13 protein-coding genes are annotated in these 16,372 nt (G+C 38.4%); 10 read left to right on the top strand and 3 right to left on the bottom strand.

What is annotated here, in order from left to right:
- Positions 1 to 54 precede the first annotated feature (54 nt).
- On the top strand, positions 55 to 1,716 hold the full coding sequence (locus AN957_RS16770; protein ID WP_056685278.1) for a peptide ABC transporter substrate-binding protein: 1,662 nt from the start codon (positions 55 to 57) through the stop codon (positions 1,714 to 1,716).
- Between the two features lie 57 nt (positions 1,717 to 1,773).
- Here the strand turns inward: AN957_RS16770 and AN957_RS16765 are convergent, their stop codons facing one another.
- Complete coding sequence (locus AN957_RS16765; protein ID WP_056685275.1) at positions 1,774 to 2,280, bottom strand: DoxX family membrane protein; 507 nt, start codon at positions 2,278 to 2,280, stop codon at positions 1,774 to 1,776.
- Positions 2,281 to 2,539: 259 nt separating this feature from the next.
- Here AN957_RS16765 and AN957_RS16760 point away from each other — a divergent pair, with 259 nt between their 5' ends.
- The 8 genes from AN957_RS16760 (at position 2,540) to AN957_RS16725 (ending at position 14,153) form a co-directional block, all read left to right on the top strand.
- The gene (locus AN957_RS16760; RefSeq protein ID WP_053476584.1) at positions 2,540 to 2,767 is read left to right on the top strand and encodes a hypothetical protein; all 228 of its coding nucleotides are present in this window, start codon (positions 2,540 to 2,542) and stop codon (positions 2,765 to 2,767) included.
- A 194-nt stretch (positions 2,768 to 2,961) separates the two neighbouring features.
- Positions 2,962 to 4,047, top strand: coding sequence for a SpoIIE family protein phosphatase (locus AN957_RS16755; RefSeq protein WP_056685272.1), 1,086 nt, complete (start codon positions 2,962 to 2,964; stop codon positions 4,045 to 4,047).
- Positions 4,048 to 4,494, top strand: a complete 447-nt coding sequence (locus AN957_RS16750) for an ATP-binding protein (protein WP_056685269.1) — start codon at positions 4,048 to 4,050, stop codon at positions 4,492 to 4,494.
- 13 nt (positions 4,495 to 4,507) lie between these two features.
- The gene (locus AN957_RS16745) at positions 4,508 to 6,193 is read left to right on the top strand and encodes a methyl-accepting chemotaxis protein (protein WP_056685266.1); all 1,686 of its coding nucleotides are present in this window, start codon (positions 4,508 to 4,510) and stop codon (positions 6,191 to 6,193) included.
- 15 nt (positions 6,194 to 6,208) lie between these two features.
- On the top strand, positions 6,209 to 6,520 hold the full coding sequence (locus AN957_RS16740; RefSeq protein ID WP_197282531.1) for an STAS domain-containing protein: 312 nt from the start codon (positions 6,209 to 6,211) through the stop codon (positions 6,518 to 6,520).
- Between the two features lie 226 nt (positions 6,521 to 6,746).
- Positions 6,747 to 11,330 carry a glutamate synthase large subunit gene (gene gltB, locus AN957_RS16735; protein ID WP_082446626.1) on the top strand — a complete coding sequence of 1,528 codons (4,584 nt, stop codon included), beginning with the start codon at positions 6,747 to 6,749 and terminating at the stop codon, positions 11,328 to 11,330.
- Between the two features lie 16 nt (positions 11,331 to 11,346).
- A complete protein-coding gene (locus AN957_RS16730) occupies positions 11,347 to 12,825 on the top strand; it encodes a glutamate synthase subunit beta (RefSeq protein WP_056685264.1) in 1,479 nt (492 codons plus the stop codon).
- Positions 12,826 to 12,851: 26 nt separating this feature from the next.
- Entirely contained in the window at positions 12,852 to 14,153 is a 1,302-nt protein-coding gene (locus AN957_RS16725) for an ammonium transporter (protein WP_053476579.1), read from the top strand.
- Positions 14,154 to 14,167: 14 nt separating this feature from the next.
- On the opposite strand, the gene AN957_RS16720 is transcribed toward AN957_RS16725, so the two are convergent.
- Together AN957_RS16720 and AN957_RS16715 are read right to left on the bottom strand one after the other, a co-directional pair.
- On the bottom strand, positions 14,168 to 14,803 hold the full coding sequence (locus AN957_RS16720) for a LysE family transporter (protein ID WP_053476578.1): 636 nt from the start codon (positions 14,801 to 14,803) through the stop codon (positions 14,168 to 14,170).
- Positions 14,804 to 14,955: 152 nt separating this feature from the next.
- Positions 14,956 to 15,780 carry an aldo/keto reductase gene (locus tag AN957_RS16715; RefSeq protein ID WP_056685260.1) on the bottom strand — a complete coding sequence of 275 codons (825 nt, stop codon included), beginning with the start codon at positions 15,778 to 15,780 and terminating at the stop codon, positions 14,956 to 14,958.
- A 176-nt stretch (positions 15,781 to 15,956) separates the two neighbouring features.
- Here AN957_RS16715 and AN957_RS16710 point away from each other — a divergent pair, with 176 nt between their 5' ends.
- On the top strand, positions 15,957 to 16,265 hold the full coding sequence (locus tag AN957_RS16710) for a hypothetical protein (protein ID WP_056685257.1): 309 nt from the start codon (positions 15,957 to 15,959) through the stop codon (positions 16,263 to 16,265).
- Positions 16,266 to 16,372 lie beyond the last annotated feature (107 nt).

Raw genomic sequence — 16,372 nt, 5'->3', positions numbered from 1 at the left:
TAAGTGATAGCAAAGTGTAACATCCGTTTGAGATAAATTATAGGGGGGAAAATTGTGAATAAGAGATTATCGTTCTTTTTTAGTATGCTTCTTATTCTTAGTATGTTTCTCGCTGCATGTAGCGGCGGCAAAAGCAATGAACCAGCTTCGGGGGGCGAAAAGGCTGAAGGCAATGAAAATGCTGAGGCAAAACCTGATGTACCACAAAATTTACGTGTAAACATTAATACTGAACCACCTTCACTGCATCCTGGATTAGCAAAAGATGCTACTTCTGGAACAGTACTTCGTCAAACATTCGAAGGTTTGACTAGAATTAATAAAGATGGTGCGCCTGAAGAGGCTGCTGCAGAAAAAATTGATGTTTCTGAAGATCAAACGGTTTATACTTTCACTTTACGTGATGCTACATGGTCAAATGGCGATCCTGTTATTGCAAAAGACTTTGAATATGCTTGGAAATGGGCATTAGATCCGAAAAACCAATCCGAGTATGCATACCAGCTTTATTATCTTAAAGGTGGGGAAGATGCAAACTTAAATGGCGGATCACTTGATGATGTAGGTGTTGTTGCAAAGGATGACAAAACACTTGAAGTTACTCTAGCAAATCCAACTCCTTACTTTTTAGAGTTAACAGCATTCTATACTTATCTGCCAGTTAACAGCAAAATTGCTGAAGCTAACCCTGAGTGGGCAAATGATGCAGGTGAAAACTATACGTCTAACGGACCTTTCGTTATGACTGAATGGTCTCATAGTGATAAAATCCTTCTTGAAAAGAATGACACATATTGGGATGCAGACACAGTAAAATTAGAAACAATTGAAATGATTATGATTAATGATCCAAACACGGAATTATCCATGTTCGATAACGGTGAGCTTGATTGGGCAGGTGCTCCAACAGGTGCCCTTCCAACTGATGCAATGCAGGCACTTAAAGATGATGGACGTTTAATTACTCAACCAATTGCGGGTGTTTATAACTATAAGTTCAATACAACTGAAGGACCAACTGCTAACGTAAATATTCGTAAAGCTCTTGCACATGCAATTAACCGTCAGGAATTAATTGATAATATTACTCAAGGTGCACAATTGCCGGCAATGGGGATTGTACCGCCATCTATGTTCCCTGAAAATGAAAAAGGACATTTCCCTGATAATGATGTTGATGCTGCAAAAGAATTTTTACAAAAAGGTTTAGAAGAGCTTGGCTTCAAAGATCCTTCTGAGCTTCCGGCTATTGTGCTTTCATACAACACATCTGAGGCACACCAAAAGATTGCTCAAGCAATTCAAGATATGTGGAAGAAAAACCTTGGTATTGAAGTAACTCTTGATAACCAAGAATGGGCTGTATATTTAGATAAAGTACATGCGTTAGATTACCAAGTTGCTCGTATGGGCTGGTTAGGTGACTTTAACGATGCTATCAACTTCCTCGAAATGTATCGTGATGCTGCAGGTGGTAACAATGATACAGGGTGGGAAAGCAAAGAGTTCCAAGATTTATTAGCTAAATCTGCAACTGAAGGCGACCATGATGCACGTCAGCAGTTATTAAAAGATGCTGAAAAAATATTTATGGAAGATATGCCAGTTGCACCTATCTATTTCTACACAAATAACTGGGTACAAGCTGACAATTTGAAAGATGTGGCTGTTTCTGGTCTTGGTGATGTTCAGTATAAATGGGCTTATTTCGAATAAGCACAAATGTAATAAAAGTAAAAAGGCTGTCGAGATGTCTCGACAGCCTTTTTCTTATTAAGAAGCGATAGATTCACCGGAAGAGAATCTTCCTTTCGATTGTTTACGAATAAATGGGATAACGTAACGATCGAGACCGATTTTTCCAGCGTTGAACCCAGCAATTAAGATGAAAAATGTTAACAAAACCATTTGGGCATTTGTGCTGACAGTTCCTGAGAAAAGGAATGAGAAGTTCATAAATATTCCAAAGAATGCGGCAGCAGTAGTTAAACATCCTAGAATAAGTCCAAGTCCAACTAATAGCTCACCCCACGAAACAAGGAAACTGAATAAACCAGCATTTGGTATTGCAATCCCTTCTAAGAAGCTCGCCCACCATGCTTGCACCGCAGGATGATCTCCAGTGGCGTTAGCAACTGCCCCTTGTAAGAAACCTGAAGCATCAAACCCCCCTGTCAATTTACCGTAACCAGCAGTTATCCATGAATAGCCAACATATAAACGAATAATCGTTAATATCCCTGCAGCAATTTGACTTTCTCTAATCCATTTGATAAACATAAAGATTGCTCCTTCCAAAACATATTTAAAGATTACATCTAAAAAATACCATAAATATGAATCTCGAATTAATCTTTGTGATAAAATTCACACATACGTAAAATTGTTATGAACATATTATGAACATTTTAATTTAATGATGAGAAATAAAAATCAATAGAGAAAATTAAAAAAAAATGACAATTTAGTGAGCTAAATCATTTAGTATATGCTGGAAATAGATTATAATAATTATAATTAGATGAAGGGAGGGAAAAGTTTGATACGGATAACAGCTGCTGGGATTGGGGGATTTATCCTCGTTTTCATTGAAGCCTATATAGTCTTGTTATTAAAAAGCTACCAAACAATCGATTTTGGTGGCATTGGACCGTTTGTATCTGTATGGGCGATGAACTTTTTTCTTCTATTTTCGATCTTCACTCACTTAAAGCTATGGTATGAAGAACGTGAAAAAGCAAGAGGAGAAGTAGTCCAAGAAAAATAATTGGAAAACTTTAATAATTATTTTGTTTAAGGCACTAACAGTCGTTAGTGTCTTTTTTTCACTTGTTATACATAATTTATTGAAATGATTGTGAACTCTGTTTGTAAAGATATGAAAAATAGGTAAAAAGTAATAAAATAATTTAATGGGAAAAATCGACAAAGAAGGTGTAGGAAATAGCAATAGAAAAAAACATGGATCATAGAGGGAATAATGATGATTTACATAAACTGCTTACTTCCTCAAATGTCGTTTATTCAGTATTCCAAGGAATGAAAGAAGGCCTAGTTATTACAGATATAAATGCAAATATCCTAAATGTCAATCAAGCATATTGCACGATTACAGGCTATTCTGTACAAGAATTAATAGGGAAAAATCTTAATATTATTAAATCTAACCTTCATGATCAAGCCTTTTACCGTGAATTATGGAAGAGGATTACTTCGGAAGGGAGATGGGAAGGAGAGATATGGAATCGGCATAAAAGTGGTCGTTTGTTTCTTCAAAAGCTAAGCATCATTGCTGTTAGAGATAAGCAAGATACTATTAACCAATACGTGGGGGTTGTGTCCGACATCTCAGAGGAAGAAAAATTGCGTAAGGATATCGTAAGAACCGGTATGCTGCAAAGAACCTTGCTCCCTTCACCAATGAATATAAAAATGCTAGAAATCGAAACTGTTTTCAGGCCGTTAAATTATCTTGGAGGCGATTTCTTTGATTATTACTGGGACCCTGAAAAAAGGATTTTATCTGGTTATATCATCGATATAATGGGTCATGGGGTAACTGCTTCTTTCCAAAATTCAGTATTACGAGTCTTGTTCCGTCAAAACTTTGATCACAATCGTACGCTAGTAGAGGTACTGAAGACCATTAACCAAGAGTCAATGAGCTATTTTTTAGAAGATACTTTTGCTGCGGCTCTTTGTTTCAGAATTAATTTAGAAGATGGTCTATTGACATATGCCTGTGCAGGAATAAATAAATTTATTAAATGTCAATCAAATGGTAAATTAAAGGTTATCAAACAGCCTGGCCCATATTTGGGAATATTGAGTGATCCTGTTTTTGATGAGATAACAGAGGAGATTAAAATGGGAGAATTACTGTTTTTCATGACTGATGGTTTTATGGATATTTTTGAAATGAATAATCCATTATATGCAAATGACTTAAAAGGATATATGAACAAGTTAAGAAGGATTAGCATTTCCGATTTAAAAGATGATGCATCCGCCATCGGAGTCTTGGTAAAACAAGTTGGAGGGGGATGAATGAATACACTTCAGCTTAGATTTCGTACACATGAAGAATTTCGTCAGCTTCGTTCTTTAATTAAAGCAGATGTGCAGCACATTTTTGGTGATAAAGATTCTTTTCTAATGGAAGTGGCAATTAATGAAGCGGTAAATAATGCCCTATGTTCTACCCATTCGCGGAAACCAATTACATTGAGTATGAGAGTTACCGCTGGCAATCGTCTCGTTATTCGAATTAAAGATTCAGGTGCGGGTTTTAATGTTAGAAAAGCACTAGAAGAGATGGCAAGTTGCCCAGAGTTATTATTTGAGAAAAATTTAACGAGTGAATGTGGGAGAGGGCTTAGCATCATAAGAATGGCTACTGATAAAATGATTTATAATCGAAAAGGTAATGAATTGCTTCTAATGAAATACATAAGACAGAATGTAATAAAAAAGTCCAAAACAAAAAAGCGTTGAGGTGCTCAGATAGATGTCGAAGTTAACCAAGAAACTCCTATTTTCGTATTTTATTATTGTTGTTATGATGGCCGGACTTGGCGTTACAGCAGTATCGACACTCTCTTCAGTAAATGATAATGGAATATTAATGCATGAGGACAGTGTTGTTCCGTTAAGTCAAATTGCTGAAATAGCCAAGTATTCAGAGAATACTAGAGTTCAAATGGTAACAGCCGGAAATACAAAGGATCCTGCTCTAACAACGATTGCTGAGGAAAATATTGCCTATATAAGTGAACTAATTAGTGAATACGAAAAAGGCAGCATGAAGTCAATTGAAAAGAAAAAGTTTGATGAGTTTCAAACGAATTGGACGTTGTTTACAGATCGTGTCACAAAAAATATTTCCCTTATTAGAAATGGGAAGTATGAGGAAGCAAATGAAGGATTAAAGCTAGGTAGGGAACCTTTTACTCTTGCTAGTGAGAACTTAAAAGAGCTGATCGTAATCAAGAAACAAGTTGCTGAAGATTTAATTAGGCAAAGTGAGAAAGAATATGTTCAATCAAGAATAACATTATTAATTATTGTTTTATTTGCTGTTGTATTAGCAATTGGAATTGGATTATTTGAAGGGAAAATGATTGCCCAGCCAGTAAAAAAAATATCTGAAAGAGCCTTCAAGATAGCTAATGGAGATTTGACGGGTGAAGCGATTCAAGTGAAAAATAAGGATGAAATTGGTGATCTTGCACGCTCGTTTAATGAGATGAATACTTCTTTGAGAAGAGTAGTTTCTTCTGTTTATCAGTCTTCGAATGAATTATCAGCATTTTCAGACGAAATGGCAGCATCAAGCGAACAAGTAGCTGCTTCAGCTACAGAGGTGTCAGTTTCAATGAATCAAGTAGCTGAGAACACTGAAAAAGGAAACCGATCAGTCATGGATGTAACGAAGGTTTTGTTAGAGCTATCCTCTCTCATCCAAATTGCTAAGGGAAAAGCTTCATCAGCTTTACTCAATTCAAAATCTACCTATGAGACTGCAAGCGAAGGCAAGGAAATTGTAAATGAATCCATTCATAAAATGGAAACCATTAAAAGAAGAACAATAGAAACAGAAGGACTTATTCAGCGATTAGATCAGTATTCCATCGAAATCGGACATATAACGCAAATGATAACAAGCATAGCTGATCAAACGAATCTTCTAGCGTTAAATGCTTCCATTGAAGCTGCAAGAGCAGGGGACCAGGGACGTGGGTTTGCAGTTGTTGCAGAAGAAGTACGTAAATTGGCAGAACAATCCAATGATGGAGCACATCAAGTAGGAGAGCTTGTAAGGAAAATCTCTGGCAGCACGGGTGAAGCGGTACAAGCAATGCAGCAGAATAGAATGGAGGTTGAGCATGGGGTGAAAATTGTAGCTAGTGCCGGTCATGCACTAGATCGCATACTTTCAGCTGTTTCTGTCACATCAAAGGAAGTAGATGGGATTACAGATGTAACAGATGAAGAAGTGGCAAGCTCTGAAAAAATTGTTTCACTTATTGATGAGCTATCAACCGTAATGGAAAATACTACTGCGAAAACAGAAGAAGTCTCCATTGCGACCGAAGAATCGACAGCGGCAATTGAGACATTATCGGGGAGTGCAGAGGAAGTAAGTGCGATGGCCATGGAACTAAAAACATCCGTACAAATTTTTAAAATATAAGGAGATTAACCGGCCATGATGAAGAATATGGAGATTTCATCAACTACACCAACTAGGATAAAGGTTGTTTTGGAAGGGGATTTATATGTTGAAGAGGCGGCAGAATTACGTGAACGACTTCTTCGGCAGCTAGATAAAGGTATTCATACGATGGATATAGAGATAGGCGGATTAAACTATATAGATAGTTCAGGCTTAGGTGTGCTCATTGCTCTTCATAAAAGATGTACACAAAAGGGAGGGGCATTGACAATAAAAGGTGTCCGCGGGAAAATAAAGGAACTGTTTGAACTAACTAGATTAAATAAAGTATTTGATATGGAATAAAAAAGCTGTGATGGATGATTGTGTAAGAACAATTCATCCAACACAGCTTTTTTTATTGAAAAAGTTAATTAATCTAAAAATTAGATTGATTTCATATAAAATACGTATTGATTAGATTGATTGTAGAATATACAATGTAAAAATAAGAAAATTATAAATGTTTAATCAGATTATTAATTAAAAAGTAATCTTTTATTTTTAATAATCATCAAGAAAGGGTGAAATGATGAAAAATAACATGATTCCTTTGAAACAAGGTTTATATGATCCAGTGTTTGAACATGATGCATGCGGAATCGGCTTTATTGCCAATGTAAATGGCTGTATATCCAATCAAATAATTAGGCAGGGATTATCGATGCTTAACCGGTTAGAGCATCGAGGAGGTCAAGGAAGTGACCCGGCCACTGGAGATGGGGCAGGTATCATGACTCAGCTTCCCCATCAGTTTTTCTTAACGAAATGTGTGAAGATGAGCATTCCTGAAATCGGAAATTATGGGGTTGGAATGATCTTCTTACCGCAAAAGCCACAATGGCGAGAGCGCTGTGAACATGTATTAAAAGAAATCATTGAGGAAGAAGGCCAACAATTATTAGGGTGGAGAACGGTGCCAACCGATGATTCTACTCTTGGGACTTCTGCGAAAAAAAGTCAGCCATATATTCGCCAAGTGTTTATTGGGAAATCGGATAAAGAAATGGAAGATGCTTCATTCGAAAGAAGGCTCTATGTTATCCGAAAAAGAACGGAAAAAGCCATTCAAGAAAAACAATTGGCCGGAAATGAAATATTCTATTTTTCCAGTCTCTCTTCCCGTACGATTGTTTACAAAGGGATGCTGACTCCCGAACAGCTGGATACTTATTATGTTGATCTGCAAGAGGAAGCGTTTGAATCATCCTTTTCTCTTGTCCATTCAAGATTTAGTACGAATACCTTTCCAAGTTGGGAAAGGGCACATCCAAATCGATATTTAATTCATAATGGAGAAATAAATACGGTAAATGGGAACGTCAATTGGATGAAGGCACGTGAAAAAATAATTGAATCTTCAGTTTTTGAAACAGAAATAAGTGAAATATTGCCTATTATTGATTTAGAAGGCAGTGACTCTTCATCATTTGATAATTGTTTAGAATTTTTAGTGTTATCTGGGCGCTCCCTACCTCATGCAGCATTGATGATGGTACCTGAACCTTGGGAAAAAGACGAAGGAATGGAGGATTCATTAAAAGCATTTTATGAATATCACAGCCATTTGATGGAGCCATGGGATGGACCTGCAGCTTTTGCTTTTACGGATGGTAAGCAAATCGGCGCGATGCTTGATCGCAATGGTCTTCGTCCAGCACGCTATTATGTAACAGCAGATGATTCGATCATATTCTCATCTGAGGCAGGAGTCATTGATATAGAGCCTGATTTAATTATTCAAAAAGGCAGATTAAGTCCTGGAGAAATGCTATTAGTAGATTTACAAAAAGGTCGAATTCTATTGAATGAGGAAATAAAACGAAACATGGCTAAGAGCTCTCCCTACCGCAAATGGTTAGATGAGAAGCAAATTCATTTGAATGAGCTCATGGAAGTGAAAGAGTCTCACCAGAAAAACAGCTTTAAGCTGTCACAGTTTCAACGAGCATTCGGATACACGTATGAAGAATTGACAAAGCATATTGAACCAATGGCGATAGAAGGAAAAGAGCCTGTTGGTTCTATGGGAAACGATACACCATTAGCTATTCTCTCCAATCGATCACAGCTTTTGTACAATTACTTTAGACAGCTGTTTGCCCAAGTGACGAATCCTCCAATTGATGCCATACGTGAGGCATTTGTTACCTCAACAATCACTCTGCTAGGTGGTGAAGGGAATTTGCTTAATCCAACATCAGAAAGCTGCCGCCGCATTCGGATGGAGACGCCCATTTGCACGGAGGATCAGCTTAACCGGCTACGCCATAATCCCTTTGATTCATTTAAAACCGAAACATTTCCTATTATATTTGATATTAATAATGAGGAACGAGGCTTAGAAAAGGCATTAAATCATTTATTTTTTTCGGTTGATCAAGCGGTTAAAAGTGGGGTCTCCATCATTATTTTGTCTGATCGTAATATGGATAAAACTGCTGCAGCCATTCCAGCACTGCTTGCGGTTAGCGGGCTTCATCATCATTTAGTACGACAAGGAACTAGAACAAAAGTAAGTATTATCGTAGAAACAGGGGAGGCGCGAGATGCTCATCATTTTTGTATGCTGATCGGATATGGGGCTGATGCAGTTAATCCTTATCTTGTATTTCAGACGATTAGAAATATGCTAGATAGCAGGAAAAATCAAACACTAGATACCTTTGAAGCAATAGAGAACTATATTCAAGCTGCAACGAATGGAGTGATAAAGGTCCTATCTAAAATGGGGATTTCTACTATTCAAAGTTATCGAGGGGCACAAATTTTTGAGTCTGTTGGGATTGATTCTCACGTTATTGATAAGTATTTTACTGGAACACCAGCAAGATTAGGTGGATTGAAACTTGAAGCAATTGCGAAAGAAACGCTGCTTCGACATGCTGAAGCATTCCATCTGAAGAATAAAAAAGATTCATTAGAGAGCGGCAGTGACTTTCAATGGCGTCAAGGAGGGGAAGCCCATGCTTTTCGTCCAGAAACCATACATCTTCTGCAGCATGCATGCCGTACAAATGATTATCAGCTTTATAAAAAATATGCAGAACTGGCCAATGAAGAACAACTTATATTCTTGCGTGGGATGTTGGGATTTAGAAAGTCTTCACCGATTCCTATAGATGAAGTGGAAAGTATTGAATCCATTTGCAGACGTTTTAAAACGGGGGCGATGTCATACGGTTCTTTAAGTCAAGAGGCACATGAAACAATCGCAATTGCAATGAACCGGATTTGCGGCAAAAGCAATAGCGGGGAAGGGGGAGAACATCCTGATCGCTGTATTCCTGATGAAAATGGCGATAGAAGAGGAAGTGCGATTAAGCAAGTCGCTTCAGGAAGATTTGGTGTATCAAGTCATTATTTAGTTCATGCCGAGGAAATTCAAATTAAGATGGCTCAAGGGGCAAAGCCGGGTGAAGGAGGCCATTTACCTGGGAGCAAAGTATATCCATGGATTGCAGAGGTGCGAGGTTCTACACCAGGTGTTGGTCTAATTTCACCACCGCCGCACCATGATATCTATTCAATAGAAGACCTCGCCCAGTTGATTCATGATTTAAAAAATGCCAATCCGCAGGCAAGAATTAGTGTCAAGCTAGTCTCGAAGGCGGGTGTTGGCACAATTGCAGCAGGTGTTGCAAAGGGGCTGGCAGATGTCATTTTGATCAGCGGATCTGAAGGAGGTACGGGTGCTGCACCGAAAACGAGCATCAAGCATACAGGTATCCCTTGGGAGATTGGACTTGCAGAAACGCATCAAACCTTGATACTAAATGGACTAAGAGACAGGGTTGCAATAGAAGCGGATGGGAAAATGATGACAGGCCGTGATATTGTCATAGCAACTCTTCTAGGGGCAGAGGAATTCGGTTTCGGAACAGCGCCCCTCGTTGTCCTAGGCTGTGTTCTTGTTCGAGCTTGTCATTTAAATACTTGTCCTGTTGGGATTGCTACCCAAGACCCAGAACTGCGCAAAAAATTCCATGGGGAAGCGGAATATCTCGTTAATTTCATGCGATTTATTGCGAAGGATGTTCGTGAAATTATGGCAGGGCTTGGATTTAGAACAATTAATGAAATGGTTGGGCAAACAAATAGACTAATGCAGATAGATAAATCAAAAATACATTGGAAAACAAAAGACTTGGATCTTTCAACAATATTATATGAGCCAAATGATTTAAATAATGGGGGATCGTATAATCAAAGGCGACAAAATCACAAGCTTGAACATTCTCTTGATCAGAAAGAGCTTCTCGCTGTTTGTCAGCCTGCAATTACACAAAAAAAGAAAGTAAAAGCAAGTTTTCCCATTAAAAATATTCACCGGACAGTGGGCACGTTAGTAGGAAGTGAAATAACAAAACAATATGGGCAAGCTGGTCTTCCCGAAGATACGATTGATTTGCAATTTTCGGGAGCTGCTGGTCAAAGCTTTGGTGCCTTTTTACCGAAAGGGGTTACGTTAACTCTTGAAGGCGAAGCGAATGATTATGTCGGCAAAGGGTTATCTGGTGGAAAAATCATTGTAAAGCCATCAGTAAAATCTGTTTTTATCCCTGAAGAGAATATGATTATCGGAAATGTTGCCTTCTATGGAGCGACATCTGGTGAAGCGTACATTCGTGGTTTAGCAGGTGAGCGTTTTTGTGTGAGGAATAGTGGTGTACATGCGGTTGTAGAGGGAATGGGCGATCATGGCTGTGAATATATGACAGGGGGGCGTGTTGCTGTCCTTGGTCCGGTTGGCAAAAATTTTGCAGCTGGAATGTCTGGCGGGATAGCTTATGTCTTTGCGGAGGAGTATGAAAGCTTTTATAAAAAATGCAATCGGTGTTTAGTTTACTTGGAGCCGCTTGATAAATGGGAAGAAGTAGATGAGCTTAAGCAGCTGATTCAAAACCATCACATGTATACCAATAGTTCACGAGCTCAATATATTCTCCAACATTGGAATGACCTATTATCGACATGGGTAAAAGTGATCCCGAAGGAATATAAACGTGCTGTTCAAAAAGAGGACCGAAATCAAAAGAGGGCAGAAAGATTAGCTGATGTTTTTAATCCGAATCAAGCAGATCCGATATCAAGAACTTTAAGCTTAATGAATTAAAGAAAGGAGTGCATCGATGGGGAAGCATACTGGTTTTATTGAATATGACAGGAAAGTCCCGATAGAAAGAAAACCAAGCGACCGCTTGAACGACTGGAGTGAATATCAGCTGCTTCTTTCGAAAGAAAACTTGGAAATACAAGGTGCACGATGTATGGATTGTGCTACTCCGTTTTGTCATACAGGGATTCAATTAGGAAGATCAATGATAGGGTGCCCAACAAATAATTTAATTCCAGAATGGAATGATCTTATTTACCGTGGAAGATGGAAGGAAGCACTTGAGAGGCTAGTCAAAACAAATAATTTTCCCGAGTTCACAGGTCGTGTATGCCCAGCTCCATGTGAAGGATCCTGTACAGTTGCTATCAATGATTCAGCCGTTGCCATAAAAAGCATTGAACGGGCAATTATTGATAAAGGTTTCGCAGAAGGGTGGATTACTCCAAACCCGCCAGCAATCCGCACTAGTAAGACAGTTGCAATAGTCGGTTCAGGTCCAGCAGGGCTTGCATGTGCAGATCAATTGAACAAAATGGGGCATTCAGTGACTGTTTTTGAACGTTCAGATCGGATAGGCGGATTGCTCATGTATGGCATCCCGAATATGAAGCTTGAAAAAGATATTGTTGAGCGAAGAGTGTGTTTATTAGAAGCTGAAGGCATACTGTTTGTTGCAAATACGGAAATTGGAAAAGACATTCAAGCAAACGAATTACGCGAGAGTTTTGATGCAGTTATACTATGTACCGGAGCACATAAACCAAGAGACTTATTTATAGAAGGAAGAGAGCTAAAGGGAATTCATTTTGCGATGGATTATTTAACAGCAAATACGAAAAGTCTGCTAGATTCTCATTTTGCGGATCAAGCTTATCTTTCGGCAGAAGGAATGGATGTCATCGTCATTGGCGGGGGTGATACAGGGGCAGACTGTATCGCAACTGCCTTACGCCATAAATGTAAAAGGATTGTACAGTTCGGGAAGCATCCGCAGCTCCCAATGGGGCGTACAGATGCTAATCCGTGGCCCGAATTTCCAAATACCTTCTCATTGGATTATGCATATGAAGAAGCAAGTGTACAAACGGGTAAAGATCCAAGGGAATATTCAATTTTAACGAAGAGATTTATTGGCGATGGCAGCGGGCGTGTAAAAGAACTGCACACAGTACAAATTGAGACAAGAACGGACCAGCATGGAAATACTTTTATTCATGAAATCCCCGGGAGTGAAAAAATATGGCCCGCTGACCTTGTATTAATTGCCATTGGATTCAGTGGCCCAGAAGAGGAAGTGCTTAAAGCATTTGCGCTCAAACAAGATAAACATCAGAAAATAAAGGCAACGAATGAAAAGTATGCAACAAATATAGAAGGGGTATTTATGGCTGGAGATGTAAGAAGAGGCCAAAGTTTAGTAGTCTGGGCAATACAAGAAGGGAGGGAGGCTGCTATAGCATGTGATAGTTACATGATGAGCAAGATAAAATAGTTATATAAAAAAATGGGGGAATGGGAATGGCTGAATTATTTTTAGTAAACAGTTTATGGATTATGTTAGGTGCAATTTTGGTCATTTTCATGCAAGGTGGGTTTATTTTATTAGAAGCAGGCTCCACAAGAATGAAAAATGCTGGTCATATTGCAGGTAAGACCATATTTTCTTTTGGTATTGCCTCTATTATTTTTTGGGCAGTTGGCTACGGTTTTATTTTTGGCAGCAATGGAAACTTTTTTGTAGGTATGTCTGACTTTTTCTATTCAGGACAAGAAACGGGAGAAGCTAGTTATTCTAAGGCTGCATTCTTCGTTTTTCAGCTTGCGTTTGCAGGAATTGCCTTAACCATTGCATTTGGCGGCTTTGCAGAGCGGGCGAAGTTATCGGTATATCTTATTTTCGCCCTTATTTTTTCAAGCATCATTTATCCGATTGTTGCACATTGGATATGGGGAGGAGGCTGGCTGGCAGAGCATGGGAAACAAGATTTTGCTGGTTCGACAGTTGTTCATTTAACAGGGGCGATGGCTGCTCTTGCAGCAACCATTCTATTAAAGCCGCGTATTGGAAAATACAATAAGGATGGCTCTGCAAATAATCTTCATGGTCACAACCAGGTATTCACTGCTTTAGGCGTACTGATTTTGTGGATTGGCTGGTTTGGCTTTAATGCAGGAAGTACTTTAGGAGTTGAAGGAGGATTCTTTGGATTTATTGCATTAAATACAAATTTGGCTGCAGCTGCAGGTGCTATCAGTGCTTTGCTTATTTCATGGGCAATGATGGGAAAATCGGATGTTCCGACAATGTTGAATGGGGCATTGGCAGGACTCGTTGCCATTACAGCCTCATGTGCATTTGTTGAAACATGGGCAGCGGTTGTTATTGGGATCATTGCCGGATTATTAGTTTTTTACGGAGCCAGGCTTGTTGAAAAACTAAAGATTGATGATCCGATTTTTGCACTTTCCGTCCATGGCATAGCAGGTATATGGGGAACTTTATCTACAGGATTGTTTGCTACACCTGAATTAGCATCAGTTGGCAAACCAGGCTTGTTTTATGGTGGCGGGCTTTCACAGCTATGGGTCCAACTAATGGGTGTGACTGTATCAGCGGTTTTTGCTTTTACTGTCTCATTCACTGCATTATTTGTAATGAAAAAAGTAATGAATGGTATCCGAGTGACAAAAGAAGAAGAATTAATGGGCTTAGATTTAAGTGAACATGGCAGTTACGGATACCCTGAAGAATTTACAAAAAAGGAACAAAAAAACTCGAATGATTTAATTGTGCAACCAACATTGAATACTCAGTCTTAAAAAGTTATATTGGATTAGCCTGTAAGTAAACTCACTATTCCTTGATAGCCAAAATAAAGTCCAAAACCAATTAAGGAAAAACCAGAAATAATTGAAATCATTTTAAGGCTTCTGCTATTTAGAAATCTTCTAAAACCAGTAGTCAGCCCAGCAACAAGAATATCCCAAAGTGTTAAACCGAGAAATATCATACTGCTGTAAATTAATAGCGATGCGGTTCCATTCGTTTGCGCCGTTTTTGCCAAGACTGAACCATAAATGCCTAGCCAAAAGAGAATCGACATAGGGCTTGTAATTGACATAATAAATCCTGTAAAAAAACATTTCATAATTGATTCTTTTCCTCTGCTATCAGCTAGAGTAATTGAGCCTGCTCCGATGATACTTTCAATGCCAGAATAGAAAAGGATAAATCCGCCGAATAACCAGAGAAAGATTTGGACGATAGGAATCTCAAGAAAATGAACCATTCCTAAATAAACGATCATCATGAAGATGCCATCCGCGATCATTGAACCAGCACCAACCATCCATGCATGCCAAAATCCGTTTTTTATCCCTTTATCTAAACGTGCAGAATTTACCGGACCAATCGGAGCTGCTAGGGTAAATCCTAATAAAATATAGCTAAGTAAGATACTGCTATTCAAACATCCACCACTCCACTCAGAATAGAGTTCTATAACTTGTACATTTTATGTGTCAATTCGGACGATATGACAACTAGTCCAACAAATATTCATGAAAAAAAGACCTTACGTTGAAGGTCTTTTTTCATTGTGTTTAGCATTTATTTTATTTTTTATCTCATATTCATTTCGCTTGGTTTTGGTCCTTTGCGTTCTTTGCGATTTAGCTTATTGATTTCTTCCATTTCGTTTGCAGAAAGTTCAAAATCAAATACATTGAAGTTTTCCTCAATTCTAGCTGGTGTTACAGATTTTGGAATGACAATGGTGTTATTTTGTAAGTGCCAGCGCAAGACGATTTGTGCTGGTGATTTCCCATGGTCTTTTGCAATTTTTTGAATGATTTCTTCGTTTAGCACTTCGCCGCCTTGTTGTAATGGACTCCATGCTTCGACAAAAATTTCATGCTTCGCACAAAAGTCTTTCAGCTCTTTTTGATCAAGGTACGGATGACACTCAATTTGGTTAAGGACTGGCTTGACATCACATTCTTTTAAAATACGCTCTAGATGTTCGATGTCAAAGTTACACACCCCAATCGCTTTCACACGTCCAGCATGATAAAGTTTTTCTAAAGCCTTATATGTATCAACATATTGATCGAACTCTGGCGTTGGCCAATGAATCAAGTATAGGTCAACATAATCAAGGCCAAGCTTTTCTAAGCTTTCATCAAATGCACGTAATGTATTTTCATACCCTTGATCACTATTCCAAACTTTTGTAGTAATAAAAAGCTCTTCACGTGGAACAGAGGAAGCTTGAATGGCTTTTCCGACCCCACTTTCATTCTGATAAATCATTGCAGTATCAATAGACGTATAGCCCACTTCAATTGCCTTGGCTACGGCAACCTCTGCTTGTTCATTTTCCACTTGCCATACACCGAAACCAAGCTGCGGCATTTTTAATCCATTATTTAAGGTTACAAAATTCATCAAAATGTCTCCTTTATAACTTATTTCCCTTCAATTGCAGTATTAGGATAACAATTTGGGATAGAAATATCAAATAATTGAAACGATAAAAGGAGTAAATATTTCAAGTTTAGGATGAAGAAAAAAGCGCAAATTAATATTGCCTTGTTAAAAATATGATTAGGAGGGCGCTTGTTATGAAGAAAAAATTACTAGCTACAGTTGTAACTGCTGTATTTTCATTAGGTGTATTATCTGCTTGTGGTGTAAATAACAACAGAATGAACGATACAGAGGATGTAAACTATCGACCTGTTCGATATGAACAGAATAATAATGATCGATTGGATCCTGCAGACTCAAATATGAATCCGGCTAGAGATAATACAAATAATAGGGATAACAACCGTGGATTGTTAAATGATGTACAGCAAAATGACCGGTTATATAATGATGGCAGAAACCATCAAAATCCTGGGACAGGCGGTACGATGAGAGGGCAATAAACGTATGGGAGCTGTGGAAAGAACTCGGTGAGAATTGTAGGCTAATTGAAATGAATAAACAGGTTTTAATTAACCTGTTTATTCATTGGTTTTCTATTGGCCAACAT

It is taken from the genome of Cytobacillus solani, from assembly GCF_001420595.1.
Lineage (GTDB): Bacteria > Bacillota > Bacilli > Bacillales > Cytobacillaceae > Cytobacillus > Cytobacillus solani.
This window is presented reverse-complemented; position numbering and strand designations above follow the sequence as displayed.